The 24,210-nt window shown below is 60.8% G+C and carries 21 protein-coding genes; 14 read left to right on the forward strand and 7 right to left on the reverse strand.

Going from position 1 to position 24,210, the window contains the following annotated elements; translation table 11 throughout:
* Positions 1–5: 5 nt before the first annotated feature.
* From FHT73_RS20305 to xylA, 4 genes are all read left to right on the forward strand, one after another.
* Positions 6–1,610: a DHA2 family efflux MFS transporter permease subunit gene (locus tag FHT73_RS20305; RefSeq protein ID WP_112335199.1), complete on the forward strand. Its 1,605-nt coding sequence runs from the start codon at positions 6–8 to the stop codon at positions 1,608–1,610.
* Positions 1,611–1,757: 147 nt separating this feature from the next.
* Positions 1,758–2,783: a LacI family DNA-binding transcriptional regulator gene (locus FHT73_RS20310; protein ID WP_112400715.1), complete on the forward strand. Its 1,026-nt coding sequence runs from the start codon at positions 1,758–1,760 to the stop codon at positions 2,781–2,783.
* Between the two features lie 37 nt (positions 2,784–2,820).
* Positions 2,821–4,278, forward strand: coding sequence for a xylulokinase (gene xylB / locus FHT73_RS20315; protein ID WP_183714268.1), 1,458 nt, complete (start codon positions 2,821–2,823; stop codon positions 4,276–4,278).
* A 172-nt stretch (positions 4,279–4,450) separates the two neighbouring features.
* Complete coding sequence (gene xylA / locus FHT73_RS20320) at positions 4,451–5,761, forward strand: xylose isomerase (protein ID WP_112410050.1); 1,311 nt, start codon at positions 4,451–4,453, stop codon at positions 5,759–5,761.
* Here the strand turns inward: xylA and FHT73_RS20325 are convergent.
* On the reverse strand, positions 5,752–6,156 hold the full coding sequence (locus tag FHT73_RS20325) for a VOC family protein (RefSeq protein WP_183714271.1): 405 nt from the start codon (positions 6,154–6,156) through the stop codon (positions 5,752–5,754). The genes xylA and FHT73_RS20325 overlap by 10 nt on opposite strands.
* 12 nt (positions 6,157–6,168) lie before the next feature.
* Entirely contained in the window at positions 6,169–7,194 is a 1,026-nt protein-coding gene (locus FHT73_RS20330) for a LacI family DNA-binding transcriptional regulator (protein WP_112602903.1), read from the reverse strand.
* 166 nt (positions 7,195–7,360) lie between these two features.
* On the opposite strand from FHT73_RS20330, the gene FHT73_RS20335 reads away from it, so the two are divergent.
* From FHT73_RS20335 to FHT73_RS20355, 5 genes are all read left to right on the forward strand, one after another.
* Positions 7,361–8,884: a sugar ABC transporter ATP-binding protein gene (locus FHT73_RS20335; protein WP_183714274.1), complete on the forward strand. Its 1,524-nt coding sequence runs from the start codon at positions 7,361–7,363 to the stop codon at positions 8,882–8,884.
* 61 nt (positions 8,885–8,945) lie between these two features.
* Positions 8,946–9,956 (forward strand): ABC transporter permease, encoded by a 1,011-nt coding sequence (locus tag FHT73_RS20340; RefSeq protein ID WP_183714277.1) that lies wholly within the window; start codon positions 8,946–8,948, stop codon positions 9,954–9,956.
* 68 nt (positions 9,957–10,024) lie between these two features.
* A complete protein-coding gene (locus FHT73_RS20345; protein ID WP_112335191.1) occupies positions 10,025–10,972 on the forward strand; it encodes a substrate-binding domain-containing protein in 948 nt (315 codons plus the stop codon).
* Positions 10,973–11,238: 266 nt separating this feature from the next.
* A complete protein-coding gene (locus tag FHT73_RS20350) occupies positions 11,239–12,291 on the forward strand; it encodes a sugar phosphate isomerase/epimerase (RefSeq protein ID WP_112343252.1) in 1,053 nt (350 codons plus the stop codon).
* A 221-nt stretch (positions 12,292–12,512) separates the two neighbouring features.
* Positions 12,513–13,700, forward strand: coding sequence for a Gfo/Idh/MocA family oxidoreductase (locus FHT73_RS20355; protein ID WP_183714280.1), 1,188 nt, complete (start codon positions 12,513–12,515; stop codon positions 13,698–13,700).
* Positions 13,701–13,746: 46 nt separating this feature from the next.
* On the opposite strand, the gene FHT73_RS20360 is transcribed toward FHT73_RS20355, so the two are convergent.
* Positions 13,747–14,151 carry a DoxX family protein gene (locus tag FHT73_RS20360; protein WP_183714284.1) on the reverse strand — a complete coding sequence of 135 codons (405 nt, stop codon included), beginning with the start codon at positions 14,149–14,151 and terminating at the stop codon, positions 13,747–13,749.
* Between the two features lie 257 nt (positions 14,152–14,408).
* On the opposite strand from FHT73_RS20360, the gene FHT73_RS20365 reads away from it, so the two are divergent.
* The 3 genes from FHT73_RS20365 (at position 14,409) to FHT73_RS20375 (ending at position 18,723) form a co-directional block, all read left to right on the forward strand.
* Entirely contained in the window at positions 14,409–15,782 is a 1,374-nt protein-coding gene (locus FHT73_RS20365; protein WP_183714288.1) for a GH1 family beta-glucosidase, read from the forward strand.
* 71 nt (positions 15,783–15,853) lie between these two features.
* Positions 15,854–16,402, forward strand: a complete 549-nt coding sequence (locus FHT73_RS20370) for an NADPH-dependent FMN reductase (RefSeq protein WP_112602891.1) — start codon at positions 15,854–15,856, stop codon at positions 16,400–16,402.
* Between the two features lie 110 nt (positions 16,403–16,512).
* Positions 16,513–18,723, forward strand: coding sequence for an EAL domain-containing protein (locus tag FHT73_RS20375; RefSeq protein WP_112602889.1), 2,211 nt, complete (start codon positions 16,513–16,515; stop codon positions 18,721–18,723).
* Between the two features lie 62 nt (positions 18,724–18,785).
* Here the strand turns inward: FHT73_RS20375 and FHT73_RS20380 are convergent, their stop codons facing one another.
* Together FHT73_RS20380 and FHT73_RS20385 are read right to left on the reverse strand one after the other, a co-directional pair.
* Positions 18,786–19,727 (reverse strand): rhodanese-related sulfurtransferase, encoded by a 942-nt coding sequence (locus FHT73_RS20380; protein ID WP_112603045.1) that lies wholly within the window; start codon positions 19,725–19,727, stop codon positions 18,786–18,788.
* Positions 19,728–19,849: 122 nt separating this feature from the next.
* The gene (locus FHT73_RS20385; protein WP_112602887.1) at positions 19,850–20,335 is read right to left on the reverse strand and encodes a MarR family winged helix-turn-helix transcriptional regulator; all 486 of its coding nucleotides are present in this window, start codon (positions 20,333–20,335) and stop codon (positions 19,850–19,852) included.
* Positions 20,336–20,384: 49 nt separating this feature from the next.
* Between FHT73_RS20385 and FHT73_RS20390 the strand changes: the two genes are divergently transcribed.
* Positions 20,385–21,899, forward strand: a complete 1,515-nt coding sequence (locus FHT73_RS20390; RefSeq protein ID WP_112602885.1) for an FAD-dependent oxidoreductase — start codon at positions 20,385–20,387, stop codon at positions 21,897–21,899.
* Between the two features lie 55 nt (positions 21,900–21,954).
* Here the strand turns inward: FHT73_RS20390 and FHT73_RS20395 are convergent, their stop codons facing one another.
* Positions 21,955–22,866, reverse strand: coding sequence for a CHAD domain-containing protein (locus FHT73_RS20395; protein ID WP_183714291.1), 912 nt, complete (start codon positions 22,864–22,866; stop codon positions 21,955–21,957).
* Positions 22,844–23,329 (reverse strand): CYTH domain-containing protein, encoded by a 486-nt coding sequence (locus tag FHT73_RS20400; protein WP_183714294.1) that lies wholly within the window; start codon positions 23,327–23,329, stop codon positions 22,844–22,846. The genes FHT73_RS20395 and FHT73_RS20400 overlap by 23 nt, the downstream gene beginning before the upstream one ends.
* Before the next feature lie 160 nt (positions 23,330–23,489).
* Here FHT73_RS20400 and FHT73_RS20405 point away from each other — a divergent pair, with 160 nt between their 5' ends.
* Entirely contained in the window at positions 23,490–24,128 is a 639-nt protein-coding gene (locus FHT73_RS20405; protein ID WP_112602879.1) for a 2-dehydro-3-deoxy-phosphogluconate aldolase, read from the forward strand.
* Positions 24,129–24,210: the final 82 nt, after the last annotated feature.

Genomic DNA, 24,210 nt, shown 5'->3' on the forward strand with positions numbered 1-24,210 from the left:
GCGCCATGTCGTCCGCCAGCACTACAGCCGGGTCGCCCCCACGCGCGGCCGGCCCCGCCGCGCCCGCGGCTGATCATATCGAGCCGAGAAAGCTCATCGCCTTTCTGGCGATGGTGCTCGGCATGTTCATGTCGATCCTCGACATTCAGATCGTCTCGGCCTCGCTCAGCGAAATCCAGGCCGGCCTCAGCGCCGGCTCGGATGAAATCGGCTGGGTGCAGACCGCCTATCTGATCGCCGAAGTCATCATGATCCCGCTGTCTGGAACGCTGGCACGCATCATTTCGACGCGCTACCTGTTTGCGATTTCAGCTGCCGGCTTCACAGCAGCGAGTGCGCTTGCCGCGACCGCCACCAACATCGATCAGATGATCATCTACCGCGCCCTGCAGGGCTTCATCGGTGGCGGCATGATCCCCTCGGTCTTTGCGGCGGCATTCACGATCTTCCCGCCGTCCAAGCGCAACGTCGTCTCGCCGATCATCGGCCTGATCGCCACGCTGGCGCCGACCATCGGCCCGACGGTCGGCGGCTATCTGTCCAACGCGTTTTCCTGGCATTGGCTGTTTCTGGTCAACATTCCACCCGGTATCATCGTTGCCATCGTCACCTGGAATTTCATCGATTTCGACAAGCCCGAGCTGTCGCTTTTCAAGAAGTTCGACTGGTGGGGCCTGATTTCGATGGGTGTTTTCCTCGGCGCGCTCGAATATGTGCTTGAGGAAGGCAATACGAACGACTGGTTCAACGACAATTATATCGTTGCGGGCGCCATCGCCTCCGCCATCGGCGCCGTGATCTTCTTCTACCGCGCCTTCACGGTCGATTTCCCCGTCGTCGATCTCAGGGCCTTCACGAACAAGAACTTCTCCTTCGGGTCCGTGTTCTCCTTCGTTATGGGCATCGGCCTCTACGGCCTGACCTATATCTATCCGCTCTATCTCGCGCGGATTCGTGGCTACGATTCGTTGCAGATCGGCGAGACGATGTTCGTCTCCGGCCTCACCATGTTCTTCACCGCGCCGCTGGCCGGCTTCCTGTCGAGCAAGGTCGATCTGCGCATCCTGATGATCATCGGCTTCACCAGCTTCTCGGCCGGCACCTACATCATGATGCACCTGACGGTGGACTGGGATTTCTGGGAGCTGCTCATCCCGCAGATCCTGCGCGGTTTCGGTCTAATGCTGTGCATGGTGCCGATCAACAATATCGCGCTCGGAACCATGCCGCCCGCCCGCATGCGCGGTGCGTCCGGCCTGTTCAATCTGACGCGCAATCTCGGCGGCGCCGTCGGACTCGCGATCATCAATACGCTTTTGACGAACAGGCAGGACCAGCATTATTTCAACCTGCGCGACCATGTTCATTGGGGCAGCCATGCGGCCGTTACCCAATTGAACAACATGGCCGCCAGCTTCAATGCAGCGGGTCTGGACGGCGACCAGGCCGCCCTGAAGCAAATGGTCAACATGGCGACGCGGCAGGCGGTTGTCATGTCCTTCGGGGATATTTTCCTGATGCTGACCGTGCTGTTCCTCGCGATGATCCTCGGCGTTCTGATGATCAGCAAGCCGAATACCGCAGGTGGCGGTGGCGGCGGAGGCCACTGATCCGGCTCTTATAAATGCTCCCAAGGCATGGCCCCTCCTCGCGAGGGGCCTTTTTTGTTTGTGGCATCTATCGGAAAAATTCGTCGGTCCGAAATTTTTGATTTACGTACATCAAAAATCGCAGTAAGGCTTTCTGCAGGGGGACCCATGAGACCGACCGTGCATGACATCGCCGCCGCCGCGGGCGTCAGCCTCGCTACGGTGGACCGCGTTTTGAACCAGCGGCCGGGTGTCCGACTGGTAACGCGGGAGAAGGTGGAAGCCGCTATCCGGCAAATCGGCTATATCCGCGATGTCGCAGCTGCCAATCTGGCCAAGAGCCGGGTCTATCCTCTCGTTTTCATCGTGCCGACCGGCGACAATTCCTTCATGCACGGGCTGCGATTCGAAGTGCATCAGGCAACCTTACGGGCCAGCATAGAGCGCACGGACATCCGCATCGTCGAGGTGCCACCATTCGATGTGCCGGCGCTGGTCGCGGCGCTGGACGCCTTGCAGGGGCAGGATATCGCCGGTGTCGCTCTCGTGGCAACCGACGCGCCGGAAGTCAGGGCCGCCGTCGACCGTCTCGTGTCGGAGCGTATTCCCGTCATAACGCTGGTCTCGGATCTCACCGATTCCACCCGCCATCACTATGCGGGTATCGACAATATTGCCGCGGGACGGACTGCCGCGCGGCTGCTCGGGCGCTTCCTTGGCGGTCGTGAAGGCGATCTTACCGTTCTCGCCGGCTCGATGCTGGTGCGCGACCATCGCGAACGCCTGCAGGGCTTTTCCGCCGTGATGGCAGAAGAGTTTCCCAAGCTCCGGCTGCTGCCCGTGCTGGAAGGACGTGACGATCCCGAGCGGGCCAAATCGCTTGTCTCCAAGGCGCTGTCCGAAAACAAGGACATTATCGGCATCTACAGCCTCGGCGCCGGCAACCGCGGTCTGATAGCGGCGCTGAAGGCCGTACGGCCCGAGCGTGAGTTGACCGTGGTCGTGCACGAGCTGACGCGGCATACGCGGGCGGCGCTGTTGGATGGCACGATCGACGCCGTCCTCAATCAGGATGCCGGTCATGAAGTCCGCAGCGCCATCCGCGTCATGAAGGCGACCGCCGACGGCCAAGCCGTCATCGCCGACCAGGAGCGTATACGCCTCGACATTTTCTTGAAGGATAATCTGCCCTGAGTATTCGAACGCGGCAGAGCATAGGGAGTAATATCTGATGTATTTGGGTCTCGATCTCGGAACGTCCGGCGTCAAAGCGATGCTGATCGACGGCAATCAGAAGATCATCGGCTCCGCCAATGGCGGGCTCGACGTGTCGCGCCCGCATCCCGGCTGGTCCGAGCAGGATCCGGCCCACTGGATCCGCGCGACCGAAGAGGCTGTGGCCGGATTGAAGGCTGCGCATCCGAAGGAACTCGCGGCTGTGCGTGGCATCGGCCTTTCCGGCCAGATGCATGGCGCAACGCTGCTCGATGCCGACGACAAGGTGCTGCGTCCCTGCATTCTCTGGAACGACACGCGCAGCTATCACGAGGCTGCCGCGCTCGATGCCGATCCGCGCTTCCGGGCATTGACCGGCAATATCGTCTTCCCCGGCTTCACCGCGCCGAAGCTCGCTTGGGTCGCCAAGCATGAGCCGGAGATTTTCGCTAGGGTACGCTGGGTGCTGCTGCCGAAGGACTATCTGCGCCTGTGGCTGACCGGCGAGCACATGTCGGAAATGTCTGACTCGGCCGGCACCTCCTGGCTCGATACCGGCAAGCGCGAATGGTCCTCAGAGCTGCTGGCCGCGACCAATCTTGACGAGAAGCAGATGCCGACGCTGGTGGAAGGCACCGAAGTTGCCGGCAAGCTGCGCGGCGAACTGGCCTCGAAATGGGGTATCGGCGGCGATGTCGTCGTTGCCGGCGGGGCAGGGGATAACGCAGCTTCGGCCTGCGGCATGGGCACGGTCAGCCATGGTGCGGCCTTCGTTTCGCTCGGGACCTCTGGCGTGCTCTTCGCGGCCAACGGCTCCTATCTGCCGAAGCCTGAAAGCGCGGTTCACGCCTTCTGCCACGCGCTGCCCAACACCTGGCATCAGATGGGCGTCATCCTCTCGGCAACCGATGCGCTCAACTGGCATTCGCATGTGACAGGCAAGTCTGCTGCCGAACTCACCGCCGAGCTTGGCGAGACGCTGAAGGCGCCGACCAGCGTAACCTTCCTTCCCTATCTCTCGGGCGAGCGCACGCCGCACAACGACGCGACGATCCGCGGTGCCTTCATCGGTCTCGGCCATGAAAGCGGCCGCGCCGTGCTGACGCAGGCCGTGCTCGAAGGCGTGTCCTTCGCCATTCGCGACAATCTCGAAGCGCTGCGCTCCGCCGGCACGGATATTGCGCGCGTAACCGCCATCGGTGGCGGTTCGCGTTCGCGCTACTGGCTGGCCTCGATCGCCACCGCGCTCGGCGTGCCCGTCGACCTGCCGGCGGACGGCGATTTCGGCGCAGCCTTTGGTGGCGCCCGTCTCGGCCTGATTGCCGCGACGGGCGCCGATCCGGTTGCGGTCTGCACCCCGCCGCAGACGGCCGGCACGATCGATCCGGTTGCGTCGCTGACGGATGCCTATGCGGATGCCTATAAGCGCTACCGCGCGGTTTATCCGGCGATCAAGCCGCTGGGCATAGCTTGAGGTGAAACCCCCTCACCCTGCCCTCTCCCCGAGGGGAGAGGGTGAGACCGAGTTTGCGGCAGCCGCCCATACCTTCTCCTCTCGGGGAGAAGGTGGCCCGAAGGGTTGGATGAGGGGGCCTTGCCGACAGGTGAACAACACTACCGAAACACCAAACCCAAGGAGATGAGATATGAGTACCGGATTTTTTGGTGACATCAGCAAGGTAAAATACGAAGGGCCTGACAGCACCAATCCGCTGGCCTTCCGCTATTACAACAAGGACGAAGTCGTTGCCGGCAAGCGCATGGAAGACCATCTGCGTTTCGCCGTCGCCTACTGGCACACCTTCACCTGGCCGGGCGGCGATCCCTTCGGCGGTCAGACTTTCCTTCGCCCCTGGTTCAACGAGACGATGGAAGCCGCCAAACTGAAGGCCGATGTCGCCTTCGAATTCTTCACCCTGCTCGGCGCTCCCTATTACTGCTTTCACGATGCCGACGTACGGCCGGAAGGCAAGAATTTTGCCGAGAACACCAAGAACCTCAACGAGATCGTCGACTATTTCGCCAAGAAGCAAGCCGATACTGGCGTAAAGCTGCTTTGGGGCACGGCAAACCTCTTCTCCAACCGCCGTTTCATGTCGGGCGCCGCGACCAATCCTGATCCGGATGTCTTCGCCTTCTCGGCTGCGACCGTGAAGACCTGCATGGATGCCACCCATAAGCTCGGCGGCGAAAACTACGTTCTCTGGGGCGGCCGCGAAGGCTACGAGACGCTGCTCAACACCGACCTGAAGCGGGAGCTGGATCAGTTGGGCCGCTTCCTCAATCTCGTCGTCGAATACAAGCACAAGATTGGCTTCAAGGGCACGATCCTCATCGAGCCGAAGCCGCAGGAGCCGACCAAGCACCAGTATGACTACGACGTCGCCACGGTTTACGGCTTCCTCAAGAAGTACGGCCTCGAAAACGAAGTGAAGGTCAATATCGAGCAGGGCCATGCGATCCTTGCCGGCCATTCCTTCGAGCACGAACTGGCGCTTGCCAATGCGCTCGGCATTTTCGGCTCGATCGACATGAACCGCAACGACTACCAATCCGGCTGGGATACCGACCAGTTCCCGAACAACGTTCCGGAAATGACGCTGGCCTATTACCAGGTTCTGGCAGGCGGCGGCTTCAAGTCCGGCGGCACGAACTTCGACGCCAAGCTGCGCCGCCAGTCGCTCGACCCGGAAGATCTGCTCATCGGCCATATCGGCGGCATGGATTGCTGTGCCCGCGGCCTGAAGGCGGCCGCCAAGATGATCGAGGACAAGGCGCTCTCCAAGCCGCTCGCCGACCGTTACGCCGGCTGGGATTCGGCTGAAGGCCAGAAGCTGCTGCGCGGTGAATATTCGCTCGATCAGATCGCTCAGTGGGTCGAAACCAAGGACGTCAACCCGCAGCCGAAGTCCGGCAAGCAGGAACTGCTGGAAAATATCGTCAACCGTTACGTTTGATCGACAACTTCGGGAGGCGGTGGTTCATCGCCTCCCGATTTCAGCCGAAACGCGCGGCTGGAAATGGCTATGGGATTCCCTGAGGGATCCTTCGCATTGGCGAAAACATAGCCGTCGGCTTGGTGCAGGGGGCCGAACTCCAGTCCCTCCTCCGCACACTTAGTGCGGAAAGCTTCGACATGCTCGACGTCGAAGACCAACTTGACCAGCACCTGGCCCATTTTCTGCGCCTTGCCCGCCGGATGGATCAGCAGGTTGGCGCCGCCATCCTGCGCGAGCAGCTCAACAATCCGATCGCCCTCCAGATAGAGCGGCTTGAACCCGAAATGCTTCTCGTAAAAGCTGATTGTCACTTCGACATTGCGGACATAGAGGGTGATTCTGCCGAGCGGCATCGTTGTGTCCACCTATCGCCGGAGGCGCGGCGGTGGGGAGACCGAATTTCGCACCACGAGATCCGGCCGCAACAGGATCTCCGTCTCGGGCGGCTCGCCATCCGAAAGCAGTTCCAGCAAAAGCGCCATCGCATGCTTGCCGATGGCGGTGCGCGGCTGCCGGATCGTCGTCAGCGACGGCGTCATAAAGACGGCTTGCGGGACGTCGTCGAAGCCGGTCACTGAAAAATCCTCGGGGATATCATAGCCGCGTGCCTTCAGGCCGATCATCACGCCGATCGCGGTCTGATCGTTGACGCACATGAAGGCTGTCGGCAGCGTATCGCGCATGAACAACTGCTCCACGGAGAGCCGCCCGCTCTCGATGGTGCCGTCGCCTTCCAGCACGATGCGCATATCTTGTCCGATGCCGGCCGCATCCAGTCCGGCCTCGTAGCCCATGCGCCGCCGGCTGTAGGCGAGGCGGGTGCGGGAATCGCCGATAAAGGCGATCTTGCGGTGGCCCTCGGCAATCAGCAGGTCGATGGCCTTGCGGGCGCCGGCAATATCGTCGACGCCGACATAGGGAATGCCGCCGTTGAAGACTGGCTCGAAAACGCCGACGCTCGGCGGCAGCCGCGCTGTCATGGTCTGATGACCGAAGGGCAGGATACCGGTGAAGAGGATCAGACCTGCCGCCTGGTTGGAATTGAGGAATTTCAGATATTCCAGGCCACGCTGCGCGTCGTTCTGCGTGTGTCCGATCAGGATGCCGTAACCGTGCGAACGCGCCTCGTTTTCCAGGCCGATCAGGATATTCGAGAAATTGGGATCGCCGATATCGGGCGCCACGACCAGAATCATGTTCGAGCGGCCGAGCCGGAGGCTGCGCGCCATGGCATTGGTGGTATAACCGGTGACGGCGATAGCCTGATTGACTTTCAGCCGCGTCGAATTGGCGACTTTCTCCGGAGTATGGATGGCCCGCGAAACCGTTGCTATCGAAACATTGGCAATTCGGGCGACGTCTTCGATAGTTGCGGGCGTGGAATTCGACACTGCGCTCTGCCTTGGGTCTCGTCTCGGGCTGGAGACTACACAGACTCACGTGGAGGTCAAAGGTAACCGCGAAATTTTGTGCGATATCCAACGATGTAAACCTTTACACGACGTATGTAAAGGTTTACATACCGTGGAAAGCGGGTGGGACCGCAGGGAGGATGCAATGGGTTCGGAAACCGTCGACGGTGCGGTCGTGCTGTCTGCGAGAGGGATTTCCAAGGCCTTCAGTGGCGTACAAGTGCTGTTCAGCGTCAACTTCGATCTTCGGGCCGGCGAAATCCATGCGCTCATGGGCGAAAATGGCGCCGGAAAGTCGACGCTCGTCAAGGTCCTGTCCGGCTTCGAGCAGCCGACCTCCGGTGAGATTTTGCTCGATGGCAAGCCGGTAAAGCTGCCGCCGAACGGTGCAGCGGAAGCGCTCGGCATCGTCATCATCCATCAGGAATTCAATCTCGCTGAGCATCTGACCGTTACCGAGAGCTTGTTTCTCGGGCGCGAAGTTACACGGCTCGGTGTGCTCGATCGCAAGCATATGCGTGCCGAAACGCGGCGCGTGCTCGATCTCCTCGGCTCGCATGTCGACGAGAATGCCGTGATCAGCTCGCTTTCCATTGCCGACAAGCAGATGGTGGAGATCGCCAAGGCGATCAGCCGCGATGCGCGCATCGTCTTTATGGACGAGCCGACCGCCGTTCTCTCCCGCGAGGAGACCAATTTCCTGTTCAAGCAGGTGCGTAAGCTGCGCGATCAGGGAACCAGTTTTGTCTTCGTCTCCCACAAGCTCGATGAGGTGATGGAGCTGACGGATCGCGTCACGGTGCTGCGCGACGGCCAATGGGTGAAGACATCGCCGACCTCGCTGCTCGATGGCGAATCGATCGCCCAGCTGATGGTCGGGCGCGAGCTTTCCAGCCTCTATCCGGCCAAGAACGAGCCGGATGTCGACGAGAAGGTGGTGCTCAGCGTCGCCTCGGTGTCCACCGGCTACGTCCACGATGCGAGCTTTGAGCTGCGCAAGGGCGAGATACTGGGCTTTTCCGGCATGATCGGCTCGGGGCGCACGGAGCTGATGGAAGCGATCGTCGGCCTGCGCGCTCGTGCATCCGGCGAGGTCGTCGCCAACGGCCAGACGGTGCCACCGCATGACGTGCATGCGGCCATCGATGCCGGCCTTGCCTATATGACCAAGGACCGCAAATCGAAGGGTCTGCTTCTGAATTCAGGCATGGTCGTCAATCTGACCCTGCAGTCGCTCGACCGGCACGGCAAGTTCGGCTATCTGAGCGCCTCCAGCGAAGCGGATGCGCTGACGCGGGCGCGACGCCGTTTCGACATACGTGTGCGTGACGGAAACATCGTTGCCGGCCGCATGTCCGGCGGCAACCAGCAGAAGCTGCTTCTCGCGAAGATCATGGAGACCGAGCCGCAGATCATCATCATTGATGAGCCGACGCGCGGCATCGATGTGGGGACGAAGCAGCAGATCTATCATTTCATTTCCGCGCTGGCGCGCGACGGCCATTCGATCATCGTGATCTCTTCGGAAATGCCCGAGGTCATCGGGCTCTGCACGCGGGTTGCCGTGATGCGCGAGGGCCGGATCGTCGGCGTGCTCGAAGGCGAAGAGATCACCGAGCAGGAAATCATGCGTTATGCGGCGGGCCTGAAGAAAAAGACGGCTGCCTGAATGGGCGGTGGAGAGCAGGGCGAATTCCCAGCAATCATGGGACGGGAGGTTGGTTTTGGTTATGAGCGTGGGTGAAGACAGCAGCGGCAAGACAGGCCGGCGCGGACGTTCCTGGCGGGATGTCGATCTTAGGGCGGTTGCACCGTTTGCGGCCCTGGTGCTGCTTCTGATCGTGGGCGCACTGGTCAATCCGAACTTCATTGGCATCACTAATCTCACCAATGTCGCGACGAGATGCGCCTTCATAGCCATCATCGCGGTCGGTGCCACTTTCGTCATTTCGGCGGGCGATCTCGATCTGTCCGTCGGCGCGATGGTCGCCTTCGTCGCCAGCCTGATGATCCTCTTCATGAATTCGGGCGTCATTGCCGATCCCTCTATGATGCTGGCGGCGGCGGTGCTGTTTTCGATCGTTGCCGGCCTGCTATGCGGCCTTGCCAACGGGTTGATTACGACCATGGGCAAGATCGAACCGTTCATCGCGACGCTCGGCACCATGGGCGTCTATCGTGGCCTGACGACCTGGCTGTCGCAGGGCGGTGCCATCACCTTGCGACCGGCGGATATTCAGGCGCTCTACAAGCCTGCCTATTATGGCGCCGTGCTCGGTGTGCCGGTGCCGATCGTGGTCATCCTCGTCGTCACCGGCATTGCGGCTTTCATTCTCTACCGCACCCGTTATGGGCGGCATGTGATTGCGGTCGGCTCCAACCGTGACGTTGCCCGCTATTCCGGTGTCGCGGTCAATCGCGTGCGTACCGTCGCCTTCGTCATCCAGGGATTTTGCGTTGCCATCGCCGTGCTTCTCTATGTGCCGCGGCTCGGTTCGACATCGGCGACGACGGGCAGCCTGTGGGAATTGCAGGCGATCACCGCCGTTGTCGTCGGTGGCACGGCGCTGAAGGGCGGCGCGGGCAGGGTGTGGGGCACGATCTGCGGCGCGTTCATCCTCGAACTCGTCGGCAATATCATGCTGCTTTCCAATTTCATCAGCGAGTATCTGCTGAGCGCCATCCAGGGTGCGATCATCATCATCGCCATGCTGGTTCAGCGTTCGCTTGCCCGCAAATAGTGAATAACCGGGTCAGGGGGCGCCCGGTCGTCATGCTAAGGCCCTGTCTCTATCTGGGAGGAAGAAACATGCGAAAAAGATTCATAGGCTTGGCTGTCGTGATGGCGGCTCTGGCCGGCACAGTACATGCCGCCGACAAGAAGGTGACGATCGGCGTTTCCATTCCGGCCGCCGACCATGGCTGGACCTCGGGCGTGGTGTTCCATGCCGAGCGCGTCGCCAAGCTCTTGATGGCGGAGCATCCGGGACTGAACGTCATCGTCAAGACCTCGCCGGATGCCGCCAGCCAGGCAAACGCCGTCCAGGATCTTGAAACACAGGGCATCGATGCCCTCGTGATCCTGCCGTCGGATCCGGATCCGCTCGTCAACGCGATCAAGGAAGTCAAGGACAAGGGCAAGTTCGTGGCGCTCGTCGACCGTGCGCCGAGCAACAACGACAATTCCGTCCGTGACCTCTATGTCGCCGGCAACAATCCGGCGCTTGGCCAGGTCGCGGGCGAATACATTAAGAAGAACACGCCGGATGCACAGGTCGTCGTCATCCGTGGTCTGCCGATCCCGATCGATCAGCAGCGCCAGGACGGCTTCGACAAGGGTATCGCCGGCTCGAACGTCAAGGTTCTCGACCGCCAGTACGGCAACTGGAACCGCGACGACGCCTTCAAGGTCATGCAGGACTACCTGACCAAATTCCCGAAGATCGATGTCGTCTGGTGCCAGGATGACGACATGGCCGTTGGCGTTCTGCAGGCGATCGAGCAGGCCAAGCGCACCGATATCAAGTATATCGTCGCCGGCGCCGGTTCGAAGGACATGATCAAGAAGGTCATGGATGGCGATAAGCTGATCCCGGTCGACGTGCTCTATCCGCCAGCAATGGTCGGCACCGCCATGGAGCTGACGGCTGCCAATTTCTATGATCAGGTTCCGATTCGCGGCAACTACATCCTGGATGCGACGCTCGTCACCAAGGACAACGCCAAGGACTTCTACTTCCCCGATTCACCGTTCTGATCGGTTTTTCGGTTGATCTTCCAGGGCGCCCGCCGGTTTCGGCGGGCGTTTTTTAAGTGTTCCATCAGCCCCGTTTTGCGGCGGATGGAAATTTTGCGGCACGTACCTCTTGCCGTCTGCAGCGTGCCGTGATTAGGTCGCAAGGCATTCGACTTTCAGCCCGACGACCCTATAGTTTTTGGAGGCTACGGCACCTCAGCCGCCTCGGATATGGGTCCGAAAGGCATCGGAAACGTTTACAGAACGCGATTAGGGAGGAATTACAGATGAAGACGATCAAGGGACCAGGCCTGTTTCTCGGTCAGTTCGCCGGCGATGCGGCACCGTTCAACTCGTGGGATTCGATCACGAAATGGGCTGCCGATGCAGGCTATATCGGCGTGCAGGTTCCGACCTGGGCAAGCCAGCTCATCGACCTGAAGAAGGCAGCCTCCTCGAAGGATTATTGCGATGAATTCGCCGGTGTCGCCCGCGCCAACGGCGTCGAAGTCACCGAGCTTTCCACCCATCTTCAGGGCCAGCTCGTCGCCGTGCATCCGGCCTATGACGAAGCCTTCGACGGTTTTGCGGCGCCGGAAGTGCGTGGGAATCCGAAGGCGCGGCAGGAATGGGCCGTCGAGCAGGTGAAGATGGCGCTGACGGCGTCGAAGCATCTCGGCATCAAGGCGCACGCGACTTTCTCGGGCGCGCTCGCCTGGCCCTTCATCTATCCCTGGCCGCAGCGCCCGGCGGGCCTCGTCGAAACCGCCTTCGAAGAGCTTGCCCGCCGCTGGACGCCGATCCTCAACCATGCCGACGAAAATGGCGTCGACGTCTGCTACGAGATCCATCCGGGCGAAGACCTGCACGACGGCATCACCTTCGAGATGTTCCTGGAGCGCGTTAAGAACCATCCGCGCGCCAACATGCTCTACGATCCCTCGCACTATGTCCTGCAGTGCCTCGATTATCTCGAGAACATCGATATCTACAAGGACCGCATCAAGATGTTCCACGTCAAGGATGCGGAGTTCAATCCGACCGGCCGCCAGGGTGTCTATGGCGGCTACCAGGGCTGGGTCGAGCGCGCCGGCCGCTTCCGTTCGCTCGGCGACGGCCAGGTCGATTTTGGGGCCGTCTTCTCCAAGATGACCGCGAACAATTTCGACGGCTGGGCCGTGGTCGAATGGGAGTGCGCGCTGAAGCATCCCGAAGACGGTGCCCGCGAAGGCTCCGAATTCGTCAAGGCGCACATCATCCGCGTCACGGAAAAGGCCTTCGACGATTTCGCCGGCAGCGGTACGGACCAGGCGGCAAACCGCCGCATGCTGGGGCTGTAATCCGAATCCTTCGTCCCGCAAGTGCGGGGAGAAGGTGGACTCAAACGATTGAGCGGAGCGAAATCGTTTGAGGACGGATGAGGGGCCTTCTCTATATTTCCACCAATTCAGAGCTTGCAGAAGGCTCGGCCCCTCACCCTAGCCCTCTCCCCGCAGGCGGGGAGAGGGGACGATTGCGGCAGGCAATCGCGTTCAAACAATTCCATTCTCAGGAGGACAAAATGGCAATCGAAGGATCATCGGAACAGACGCGGGAGCCGCGCATCCGGCTTGGCATGGTGGGCGGTGGCGCCGGCGCATTCATCGGCGCGGTACATCGCATTGCGGCACGTATTGACGATCAGTTCGATCTTGTTGCCGGTGCGCTCTCGTCTTCGCCGGAAAAGGCCGTGGCATCCGGCCGCGATCTCGGTCTCGATCCCTCGCGCACCTATTCCAGCTACCGCGACATGGCGATCCGGGAAGCCAAGCTGAAGAACGGCATCGAAGCGGTTTCAATCGTCACGCCGAACCATGTCCACTACGACGCCGCCAAGGAATTCCTGCGGCGCGGCATCCACGTCATCTGCGACAAGCCGCTGACCTCCAATCTTGCCGACGCCAAGAAGCTGAAGAAGGTGGCCGATGAAAGTGGGGCGCTCTTCATCCTCACGCATAATTACACCGGCTATCCGATGATCCGTCAGGCGCGCGAGATGATTCAGAATGGCGAGCTCGGCGATATCCGTGTCGTGCAGGCGGAATATCCGCAGGATTGGCTGACGGAAAATATCGAGCAGTCCGGCCAGAAGCAGGCCGCGTGGCGTACCGACCCGGCCCAATCCGGCGTCGGCGGCTCAACGGGCGATATCGGCACCCATGCCTATAACCTCGCTTCCTTCGTCACCGGCCTGGAGCTTGACAGTCTTGCCGCCGATCTCGACAGCTTCGTCGAAGGCCGTCGCCTCGACGACAACGGCCATGTGCTGCTGCGCTTCAAGGCGAAGGGCAAGGAAAAGCCCGCGAAGGGCATGCTCTGGTGCAGCCAGGTGGCGCCCGGCCATGAGAACGGCCTCAAGCTCCGCGTCTACGGCACCAAGGGGGGTATCGAGTGGACGCAGGCCGATCCGAACTATCTGTGGTACACGCCGTTTGGCGAGCCGAAGCGGCTGATCACCCGCAACGGTGCCGGCTCCGGTGCCGCAGCGGCGCGCGTCTCGCGCATCCCTTCGGGCCATCCGGAAGGCTATCTGGAAGCCTTTGCCACGATCTACACCGAGGCTGCGCGTGCCATCAATGCGGCCAAGAAGGGCGTGGCGGTCGATCCGGCTGTGATCTATCCGACCGTCGATGACGGCGTGAAAGGTGTGGCTTTCGTCGAGGCTTGTGTCGCCTCGTCCAAGCGCAACGGCGCCTGGGTCAAGCTCTAAGCTTTACGTGAGGTCCGAGGCGGTGAACCGCCTCGGACCTGCTTGTTCAGGCCGCAGCTTGCTGCTGGCGCTTCGTCAGTGCATCGACGCTCAGCGGGCCGCCGCCGGCGCTGGCGAGAAACAGGAAGATGAAGCAGAAGAGGATGGCAGCGGTGCCGCCGTTCTGCGCGGGGTAGAAGCTTTGCGGCGCGTGGCGAAGGAAATAGGCGAAGGCCATCAGGCCTGACAGGATGAACGAAGCAATCCGCGTCTTGAAGCCGATAAGGACGAGGAAGCCGAGAGTGAGTTCGAGCAGACCGGCGATCCAAGGCAGCGATCCAACGGCGGGCACATTTTCGGCCGCCGGGAAATGCAGCACTTTTTGCGTTCCATAGCTGAAGAGCACAAGAGAGGCGACAATCCGCAGGAGGCTCAGCAGATGAGGATTGAGGGCGTGGATCGCAGGGAGCATTTGTGTCCTTTCGTCGTCGAGTTTGGATGCTACCCTCAATTGATCCGCTTCGAAATGACAAGTCACGACTGTTGACATTGATGTTATCAAGCCGTGCGAAGAGTGTTGCCGCCGCCGACGAAATTCTTTCAGGCGCCTTTCGCCGACTTGTTTATCGGCGCCTGCAACGTTGCAGTTTTCCGGCGCCGACTCTGTACTTTGTCATGCCGCTTGGTTAAACCGCAGCCAACGAAGCCAAAATAGACGGGATTTTCATCATGATCGATCCGAAGCTTCTTGCTGATCGCTTCCCCGGCGATTTCACATTCGGTGTTGCCACCGCCGCTTTCCAGATCGAAGGCGCCACCAAGGCCGATGGCCGCAAGCCATCCATATGGGATGCCTTCGCCAACATGCCCGGCCGCGTCTATCAGCGCGATAATGGCGATGTCGCTTGCGATCACTATAACCGCCTGGAGCAGGATCTCGATATGATCAAGGATATGGGCGTCGAGGCCTATCGCTTCTCGATCGCCTGGCCGCGCATCATTCCCGAAGGCATCGGCCCGGTGAATGAAGCAGGCCTCGATTTCTACGATCGTCTGGTCGACGGCTGCAAGGCGCGGGGGATCAAGACCTTTGCGACGCTCTACCATTGGGATCTGCCGCTGGCGCTTGCCGGCGATGGCGGCTGGACTGCACGCTCGACGGCGCATGCCTTCCAGCGTTATGCCAAGACCGTCATGGCCCGCCTTGGCGATCGTCTGGACTCTGTCGCCACCTTCAACGAGCCCTGGTGCATCGTCTGGCTGAGCCATCTTTATGGCGTTCATGCGCCGGGCGAGCGCAACATGCAGGCCGCCCTTTACGCCATGCATTATATGAACCTTGCGCATGGTCTCGGCGTCGAGGCGATCCGCTCCGTGGCGCCGAAGGTGCCTGTCGGCATCGTGCTCAATGCCGCTTCGATCCTGCCGGGCTCCGATCGTCCGGAAGATCGGGCCGCGGTCGAGCGTGCGCATCAGTTCCACAACGGCGCCTTCTTCGATTCGATCTTCAAGGGCGAGTATCCGAAGGAGTTCGTCGAGGCGCTCGGCGATCGCATGCCTGTCATCGAGGACGGCGATCTCAAGACCATCAACCAGAAGCTCGATTGGTGGGGTTTGAACTATTATATGCCGATGCGCGTCTCCGATGACGCCTCCAAGAGTGGCGATTTCCCCTGGACGAAGGAAGCGCCGCCGGTCAGTGACGTAAGGACGGATATCGGCTGGGAGGTTTATTCGCCCGGCCTGAAGCATGTCGTCGAGGACCTCAACAAGCGCTACGAGCTGCCGGAGTGCTACATCACCGAAAACGGTGCCTGCTACAACATGGGCGTCGTCGACGGCGAGATCGATGACCAGCCGCGTCTCGATTATTATATGGAACATCTCGGCGTCGTCGCCGATCTCATCAAGGACGGCTATCCGATGCGCGGCTATTTCGCCTGGAGCCTCATGGACAATTTCGAATGGGCCGAGGGCTACCGTATGCGTTTCGGCCTCGTCCATGTCGATTACGAGACACAGGTGCGTACGATCAAGAAGAGCGGCAAGTGGTACAGGGAGCTTGCCTCGCAGTTTCCGAAGGGCAACCACAAAGCGGTCTGACGCGGTTCGGCCTCGCTCTCAAGGGGAAGGTGTCTGTCGCCCGAATCGGCGAGGCCTGATAGACAGCATGTATGACTCAGCGGCCGATTTTTCTTTATGCGCTTTGCGGCAGCCAGCGGCGGGCCTCAGCCAACCGCAGGCTGCTGGAGGCGCTGCAGCTCGCCTGCCCCGAAGGCATCACCATAGCGATTTGCGATCTGATCGGCGACTTGCCGGTCTTCAATCCGGATAATGAGGGTGAGCGAACTCCAGTTATCGTTCAGAGATTTGCGGCCGAGATCCGCAAGGCAGACGGTTTGATCGTCGCTTGTCCGGAATATGCCCATGGCATACCCGGCGGCTTCAAGAACGCGCTGGACTGGCTGGTGTCGCGGGACGAGGTGCCGTTCAAGCCGCTGATGTTTGCTCACGCGTCGCATCGCGGCGATCTCGTATTGGCACAGCTCACCGATGTCTTGCAGACCATGTCGCTGCATATCGTTGAAGACGCCTTCTTGCGTCTCCCGGTTGCTGGCAAGAGCGATGAGATACAGGCCGCAATGCTGCTGGAAGTGCGCGAAAGCGGCCTTTTATCCGCAAGTCTCCGCCGTTTCGCGCAGGCGATTGCCACGAAGGCATGAATTCTTCCGGTTTCGGCAGATCTACAACTATTTCCTGTAGGAATCTCCAATTCGCCTTAACCGTTTATTGAAGACCTGACGGCAGACTTATTCGCCAAGGAGAAAAGGCGTTGGGAGCAGCTTTCAGGTCATTGCGCAAAAATACACAGATCGGTCGTCATTCCATCGTGACGGCCGTTTTGGTTTGCTTTGCATTGATCGTTGCCGTCGTGACCTTGATGGTTCTTACCGCGATCGGCCGCGTCGCCGATTATTCCAATAAGCTGGATGACGAGCGCTCCTGGGAGACGACCGTCGGTGCACTGAAGACTTTTCAGGGACAACTGGAAGCGACGTTGCACGACCATTCCGCCCGCAATGACGCGGTGCGAAGCATTTACGGAACCGACAATCAAGGCTGGATCGCCGGCAATTACGGCGACATTTCCTCCAATGGTGCGCTGTTCGACACTGCCGTCATCGTCGACGACAACAACAAGCCGATCGTTGCTTATCATGACGGTGAACCATTGACTGGCAATATAGAGGAGGTCCTTGGCACCGCGGTCTGGGCGCTCGTCGATCAGGCGCGCGCGACACGTGTGACCGGGGTGCCGGAAGCCTCGAGCTATATCATGACCCGGGATGGTATCGCGGTGGCCGGTGCCGCGACGATCCGCGAAAGATCCGGTCGCATTCCGGTGCCAGAAGGGCATCGGCGCTATCTGATCCTCGTCCGCTACCTCGATGCCGACCGGATCAAGATGCTCTCGAATACCTATGTCATCAGCGGCTTGAGGCTGGTGCCGCCGGAAACCGTGGCCCGCTATGCCGTCTCCATCGTCGATCCGCTCGGCAAATCGCTGGGGCGGCTGGTGTGGAGTTCGCGCCAGCCGGGGGACATGAGCTATCAGCAGGTCCGCCCGCTGGTTCTCGGAGCGCTCGGTCTGGTGGGTCTATTCTTCATCGTGCTTTTGATCCTGGGATTGATGGCGGGGCGCCGGCTGCGGGCGGAAGAGGTTCAGGCGCGCCAGGTTTCTCTTCGCGATCGGCTGAGCGGGCTCCTCAACCGCGAGGGATTGCGGCTCGATGTGGATCGCCTGGTCGAGCGGGCGCGCTCCGATGGTACCAATGTCCTGCTTCTCTACCTCGATCTCGATGGTTTCAAGGAAATCAACGACGCCTATGGGCATGGCACCGGCGATCAGCTGATCCGCGCGGTGGCCGCCGGGCTCAAGGTGCTCGTGCCGCCGCAGGCAGCCTTGGCGCGCCTTGGTGGCGATGAGTTCGCCATCGCCTTCCCGACGAGGGAACTCAATGACGCTCCGGCTTTGCGGTTGGCGGAGCAGATCCTGGATTTCCTTGCCGAACCGCTGGAAATTGGCCGTCGCGTGGTGGTCGTCGGTGCCAGCATCGGCATCGCAAGCTCGCCTGAAGGTCGTATCGACAGGGAGGAACTGGTGCGGCGTGCCGATCTTGCTATGTACAAGGCCAAGGAAGCCGGCCGCGCTCGCATGACTTGCTACGACACCGCCATGGATGCCCATCGCGAGGAACGCAACGCGCTGGAGCTCGATCTGCGTCGCGCGATCGAATTGGAGGAACTGACGCTCGCCTATCAGCCGCTGGTCGATGCATCGAGCTGCGAGATGATCGGCGTCGAGGCGCTGGTGCGGTGGAACCGTGCCGGCCACGGGCCGATTTCGCCAGAGGCCTTCATTCCGATTGCCGAAACCAGCGGCCTAATCGAGGCATTGGGCCTGCTCGTCCTGCGCAAGGCCTGCGAGGCGGCAAGACATTGGCCGGATCTGCGTATCGCCGTCAACGTTTCGCCCGGCCAGTTCCGCAATCCCGCCTTCGCCGATTATGTCCGCAGCGTGCTTAACAGTACTGAAATCGAAGCCGAGCGTGTGACGCTGGAAATCACCGAAGGCTATATCATTCAAAATCCTGAGCGTACCCGTCAATCGATCGAGCGGTTGAAGAGGCTCGGCGTCAAGGTGGCGCTCGACGACTTCGGATCGGGTTTCTCCTCCATCGGCTATCTGCGCCAGTTCGGGTTCGACCGCATCAAGATCGATCGATCGCTGACGATGAATGTGCTGGAAGACAACCGCGCCCGCGAGATGGTGAAGGCGACCGTGGCGCTGGCCCGGTCACTCGACATTCCCGTCACGGCCGAAGGGATAGAAACCGAGGAGCAGGGAAGGGCGCTTGCGGGCTTCGGTTGCGACGAGCTGCAGGGCTATTTCTACGGCAAGCCAATGCCGGACGCCGAGATCAGCAAGCGGCTCGCCGTGCAGATAGCCGCGGCAGCGGACAAAGAGCACGCCGCCGCCTGATACGCGTGGAGCATTGGCGCTTTCCCCAGGGAAGGCCGCAGCACAGTTCCTCCGAAAATGCTTTAGCCGATATGCTCGTGGCCGCGCTTGCGGGCGAGCGCGATCTGGCGCTGCCTTTCGCGGTAACGCTCGCGATCCTCTTCGCTGCGCTCATGATAGCAATGGCTGCAGGAGACGCCGGCCTCGTAAAAGGGTGAGGTCACTTCTTCCGATGTAATGGGGTTGCGGCAGGCGTGGCAGAGCTTGTGATTGCCCTCCTTCAGGCCATGTTCGACGGAGACACGCTCGTCGAAGACGAAGCAGGCGCCTTCCCATAGGCTCTCTTCTGCCGGCACTTCCTCGAGATATTTCAGGATGCCGCCCTTGAGGTGATAGACCTCGTCGAAGCCCTGCTGCTTCATGAAGGCGGTCGCCTTCTCGCAGCGGATGCCGCCGGTGCAGTACATGGCGATTTTCGGCTTGTTGTGCAGGCCAGTATTGTCGCGCACCCAATCGGGAAATTCGCGGAAGGTCTTCGTCTTCGGATCGACCGCACCCTTGAAGACCCCGATGGCAGTCTCATAGTCGTTGCGGGTGTCGATGACGATGGTGTCGGGGTCGGAGATCAACGCGTTCCAGTCCTTCGGCGCGACATAGGTGCCGACGACCCTGGTGGGGTCGATATCCTCGACGCCCATAGTGACGATCTCTCTCTTCAGCTTTACCTTCATGCGCACGAACGGCATTTTCGACGCTCGGCTTTCCTTGTGTTCAAGGCCGGCAAATTCCGGCTGGGCGCGCAGGAAGGCGAGCACGGCGCCGATGGCGGCATCCGTGCCGGCAATCGTGCCGTTGATCCCTTCATGTGCCAGCAGCAGCGTGCCCTTGACGCCCTTTTCCTCACAGAGCGCAAGCAGCGGCTCGCGCAGGCTTTCGAAGCGCTGAAAGGAAACGAAATGATAAAGCGCGGCAACGAGGAATGCGCCGGTCGCGTCGCGCCGTGGATCTGGAAGCATGTCGGTCATGCCGGTGAAATACAATTTTGTGAGCTTTCAGGCAATCGGGATTTGCGCCGCAGCCCGCGTCTTCGCCATTCTGCCCGATCGGTGTCACCTACGACGTCGAAGGAAGGCATTTCAAGATGAGCCTATCGTGCAGGCGGCACATCATCCTTGATGTCGTCGGCAAACCTGCGCATGAGGCGCACAAGGTCCTCGATATCCTGGTCATCCCATTTGGCGAAAATGGACCGGGCGATCCTCTCGCGCGCCTCATCGATGCGATCGGTCATCACCTTTCCCTGTTCGGTGATGACGGCCTCGCGAAGGCGGCGATCGATCGCGTTCTCCCGTCGGCTGATAAGCCCAAGCCCCTCCATCTTCGCAACCTGGCGGCTGACGGTGGTGTAGTCGCGCCCGACGCGATCGGCCAGTTCGACGACGCCGATGGGGCCGAGCCGTTCCACCAAAACCAACAGGGAAAACAGTGCGCGGTCGAGGGAGATGCCCGCCTCCTTGATCATCGCCTCATCGCGCTGTGGCCGGTTCATGACGCCAACGATTTCGACCAGCGCGCTATGGAGTTCGCGTAGCTGACTGCTGATATGTGTATTTTGCAAGCTTCTTGTTGACACCGCATCACCCTTCTTTTAATATGTGCATATTACACATATGGAGATGGAAATGACAGAGCAATTTGCAGCCGATGTGCTGATTTGCGGCGCGGGTGCGGCCGGCCTGGCGCTGGCCATCGATTTGGCAAGGAGGGGAATTTCCTTCCGTCTGATCGAAAAGATGGAAGGGCCTTTCCGTGGTTCGCGCGGCAAGGGTATTCAGCCGCGAACCCAGGAAATCTTCGAGGATCTCGGCATTCTCGACCGGGTCGTCGCGGCCGGCGGCCTCTATCCACCCGAGCGGCGATATCGCGACGACGGCAGTTTTACCGAGTCCGACATCACCGAGCATGAGGACCCCACACCGGCAGAACCTTATCATCTGCCGCTGATGATACCGCAATTCCTAACCGAAAAGGTGATGCGCGAGAGGTTGCTTGAGCTTGGCCATAGGCCGCAATTCGGCTGCGAACTGGTTGGTTTCGAGCAGGACCCGAGCGGCGTGACGGCGCGTCTCTCGGGCAAGGCTGGAGAGGAAACTCTCCGGGTGCGTTGGCTCGTCGGCGCTGATGGCGGCCGCAGTTTCGTTCGCCATGCCCTCGATATCGACTTTCCGGGCAAGACCCTCGGCGTCCGTGCGATCGTGGCCGATGTCATTTTGACCGGTCTCACGCGCGATGCCTGGCATCGCTTCAACGACGGCGACATGTCGCGGCAGATCATGTTCTGCCCGCTCGCCGGGACCGAGATGTTCCAGATACAGGGGCCGATCCCTCTTGACGGTGATATCGACCTCTCTGCCGAAGGGCTCGAAGCCATGGTGGCGGAGCGCACCAGGCGCGACGATATCCATATCCAATCCGTGTCGTGGTCGTCGGCCTACAACATGAATGCGCGTCTGGCCGATCGATATCGTGTCGGTCGCGTGTTTCTCATCGGTGATGCCGCCCATATTCATCCACCGACCGGCGGCCAGGGCCTCAATACCAGCGTGCAGGATGCCTACAATCTCGGATGGAAGCTGGCTGCGGCCGCCAATGGAGCCAACGATAAGCTGCTCGACAGCTATGAGGAGGAGCGTCAGCCCATCGCGGCAGCGATGCTCGGTCTGTCGACAAGGCTTCTCGATGACCAGAAACAGGGCAAGATGCGGCGCGGTCGCGAGGTGCGTCAGCTCGATATAGGTTATCCTTCGTCCTCGCTCGCGCTCGAAACGCTGGGGCGCAGCGGTCGCCTGTCCGCCGGCGACCGAGCCCCTGACGCGCCGATCCGCGGCGTTGCCGGCCAGCCGAAACGGCTGTTCAATCTGTTCCGAGGCGCGCATTGGACATTGCTCGGCTACGGGGTGCAGCGGGGATCGGTGCCGCCGCGCGCGGGCTTGCATATTCATACTTTCGGCTCGTCAGGCGATATGGTCGACGCCGAGGGCTATCTTCGCGACATCTACGCTCTCTCCTCCGGCGAATGGGTGCTCGTGCGGCCGGACGGATATATCGGCGCGATCGCTGCGGCCGACGACATCGCGATGCTGGAAGGCTATCTCGCGCAAGTGGGGCTTGGTTCGGCGGATGCGTGGCGTGCCTAAAGGAACGGCTGGGGGCCATGCCGATTGAACTGCCTGAGCCGGGGGCGTGGCCCGGTCAGTCCGCCGCCTCCAGCCAAAGGTGCTTGATAGTCCGCGCCTCGTTTCCCGGCTTGTCGGCGAAGACCCAACGGGCTCGGTCCAGCGTCTCCTCACGCGCGGTCTGCTGCCGGGAAATGATCGCTTCCAGCAGGCGGGCGTGATCGTCGCTCCTGTCGAAGAGATGCGGCTCGCGGTCGGCGACATCGGCCAATATCGACATGTCGAGATAGCGGCCGAGCACGTCGACCAAGGCCTTGGCCTCCAGTTGCTTGGCATGCATGGCGGCTGGCCAGACATCGCGCAGCAACATGTGATGCATCCAGTAGTCCTGGCTGCGTTTGCGCAGATCATGAAAGCTCTCGACGTGCGCCGCTTCCGCATGGCAGTCGGACAGCGCCTCTATCGCCTTGCGGACATTCTTCCGCCAGCTTTTCTGAAAAAGACGCGCCGTGTCGCGCCGGCCGCAGTTGAAGGATATTTCCTTCAACGCCTCACGTGCCTCCGCACATGTGGCGACTGCTGCTCGTGCCTTGTCTTCGAGATCTGTTTCGGCTTCCGCCATACGGTCGCGTCTCGCGGTCAGCAGATCGCTCACGCGAGCCAGCGCATGCAGTTCCTCCGCCGATGCAGCGGTTGCCTGAAGATAATGGCTGATCTCGATCAACGCGGTTGCGTCGCGCACCCCGGAAAGTGTGAGCGCTACATTCCGAAGCCGGTCATTTTCCCGCAGCTGAAATTCGCGCGCGACCGGAGCTACCAACCGGTAGAGCGCCCGCACGCGCTTGATGTTCTTGCGGGCGGCGTGAACCGCTTCGTGCAGGCCCTGCGGCCTGTCCGTCAATACGGCCATTGCTTTGCCGAGTTGATGCGCGGCTGCTTTGTGCACCTCGTCATCAAGGGCTCGGTCAGGCCGTATGCGATAGCTCATCGTACTCCTGCTCGAACTGCGTCGCGAGGGCCTGGTTGGAATAGCGGTATTCGCCTGTCACCTCACGTCCGATCCAGTCCGGCAGTTCCGGATTGTCGCTTTCGTCGTCCATTTCCACTTCAGCGATGACGAGGCCGCGATGGGCGCCGCGGAAGACATCCACTTCCCAGGTAAAGCCCTTGAACTGCACCTTGTGGCGGGTCTTCTCGATGACGAGGCCGATCGCCGTTTCCAGCAATTCCTCCGCATCGTCGACGGGGATCTCATATTCGAATTCGTCCCTGGTCATTGCCTTGCCGATCTTGATCGTCAAGGTTGCCTTGGTGTCGTTCGCCAGCCGTATGCGCACGGAACGGTCCGCCATGGAGGCAATATATCCCTGTCGCAGGATCAGCCGCTCCGAAACGGAATCCCGCCAATGATCGGCGCGCACCAGAAACTTTCGCTCGATCTCTTTTGCCATGCGTTTGACATGCTCCACCGGCACAGATTGAGACAAACTATAGCAAGTTGCCGCAATTTCCTACCCGTCGTATTTAAAGCGAGCTTTTGTCTCGACAAGCACCTTCGGGAAGGCTATTCGAAAGCCGGATTTCAATCGTTTTAAGGGGAGTGCTCCGACCATGGGCGAGAAAACCGAGAAGCTTCTTTCCATCCTGAAACTGCAGCCCGTCGTTCCGGTGCTGATCGTCGATGATGCGAAATCTGCCGTGCCGCTCGCCCGGGCGCTCGTCGCAGGCGGTCTCAAGGCCATCGAGATCACGCTGCGCACCGCCGGTGCGCTCGACGCCATCCGCGCCGTGGCCGACGAGGTCGAGGGTGCAGAAGTCGGCGCCGGCACGATCCTCAATGTCAAACAATGGGACGCGGCTGTCGAAGCCGGTTCGAAGTTCATCGTCAGCCCCGGCACGACGCAGGAACTGCTCGATGCTGCGCGCTCCTCGGATGTGCCGCTGCTGCCGGGTGCCGCTACCGCAAGCGAAGTCATGGCGCTGCGCGAAGAGGGCTATACGGTACTGAAGTTCTTCCCGGCAGAGCAGGCAGGCGGTGCTTCCTATCTCAAGGCTCTGTCGTCACCGCTCGCCGGCACGGTCTTCTGCCCGACCGGCGGCATTTCGCTGAAGAACGCTCATGACTACCTGTCGCTGCCGAACGTCATCTGTGTCGGCGGCTCCTGGGTTGCGCCGAAGGAACTCGTTGCATCAGGCGATTGGGCCGGGATCACCAAGCTCGCCGCAGAGGCAGCAGCACTCAAAGGCTGAGACGCAGCCTGTCGAATTCGATTTGAAAGGCGCGTGGAGCTTTTCGCGCGCCTTTTTGCATGACCTGGATTGGTATTTGCAG

It is taken from the genome of Rhizobium sp. BK098 (assembly GCF_014193155.1).
Classification (GTDB): Bacteria; Pseudomonadota; Alphaproteobacteria; order Rhizobiales; family Rhizobiaceae; genus Rhizobium.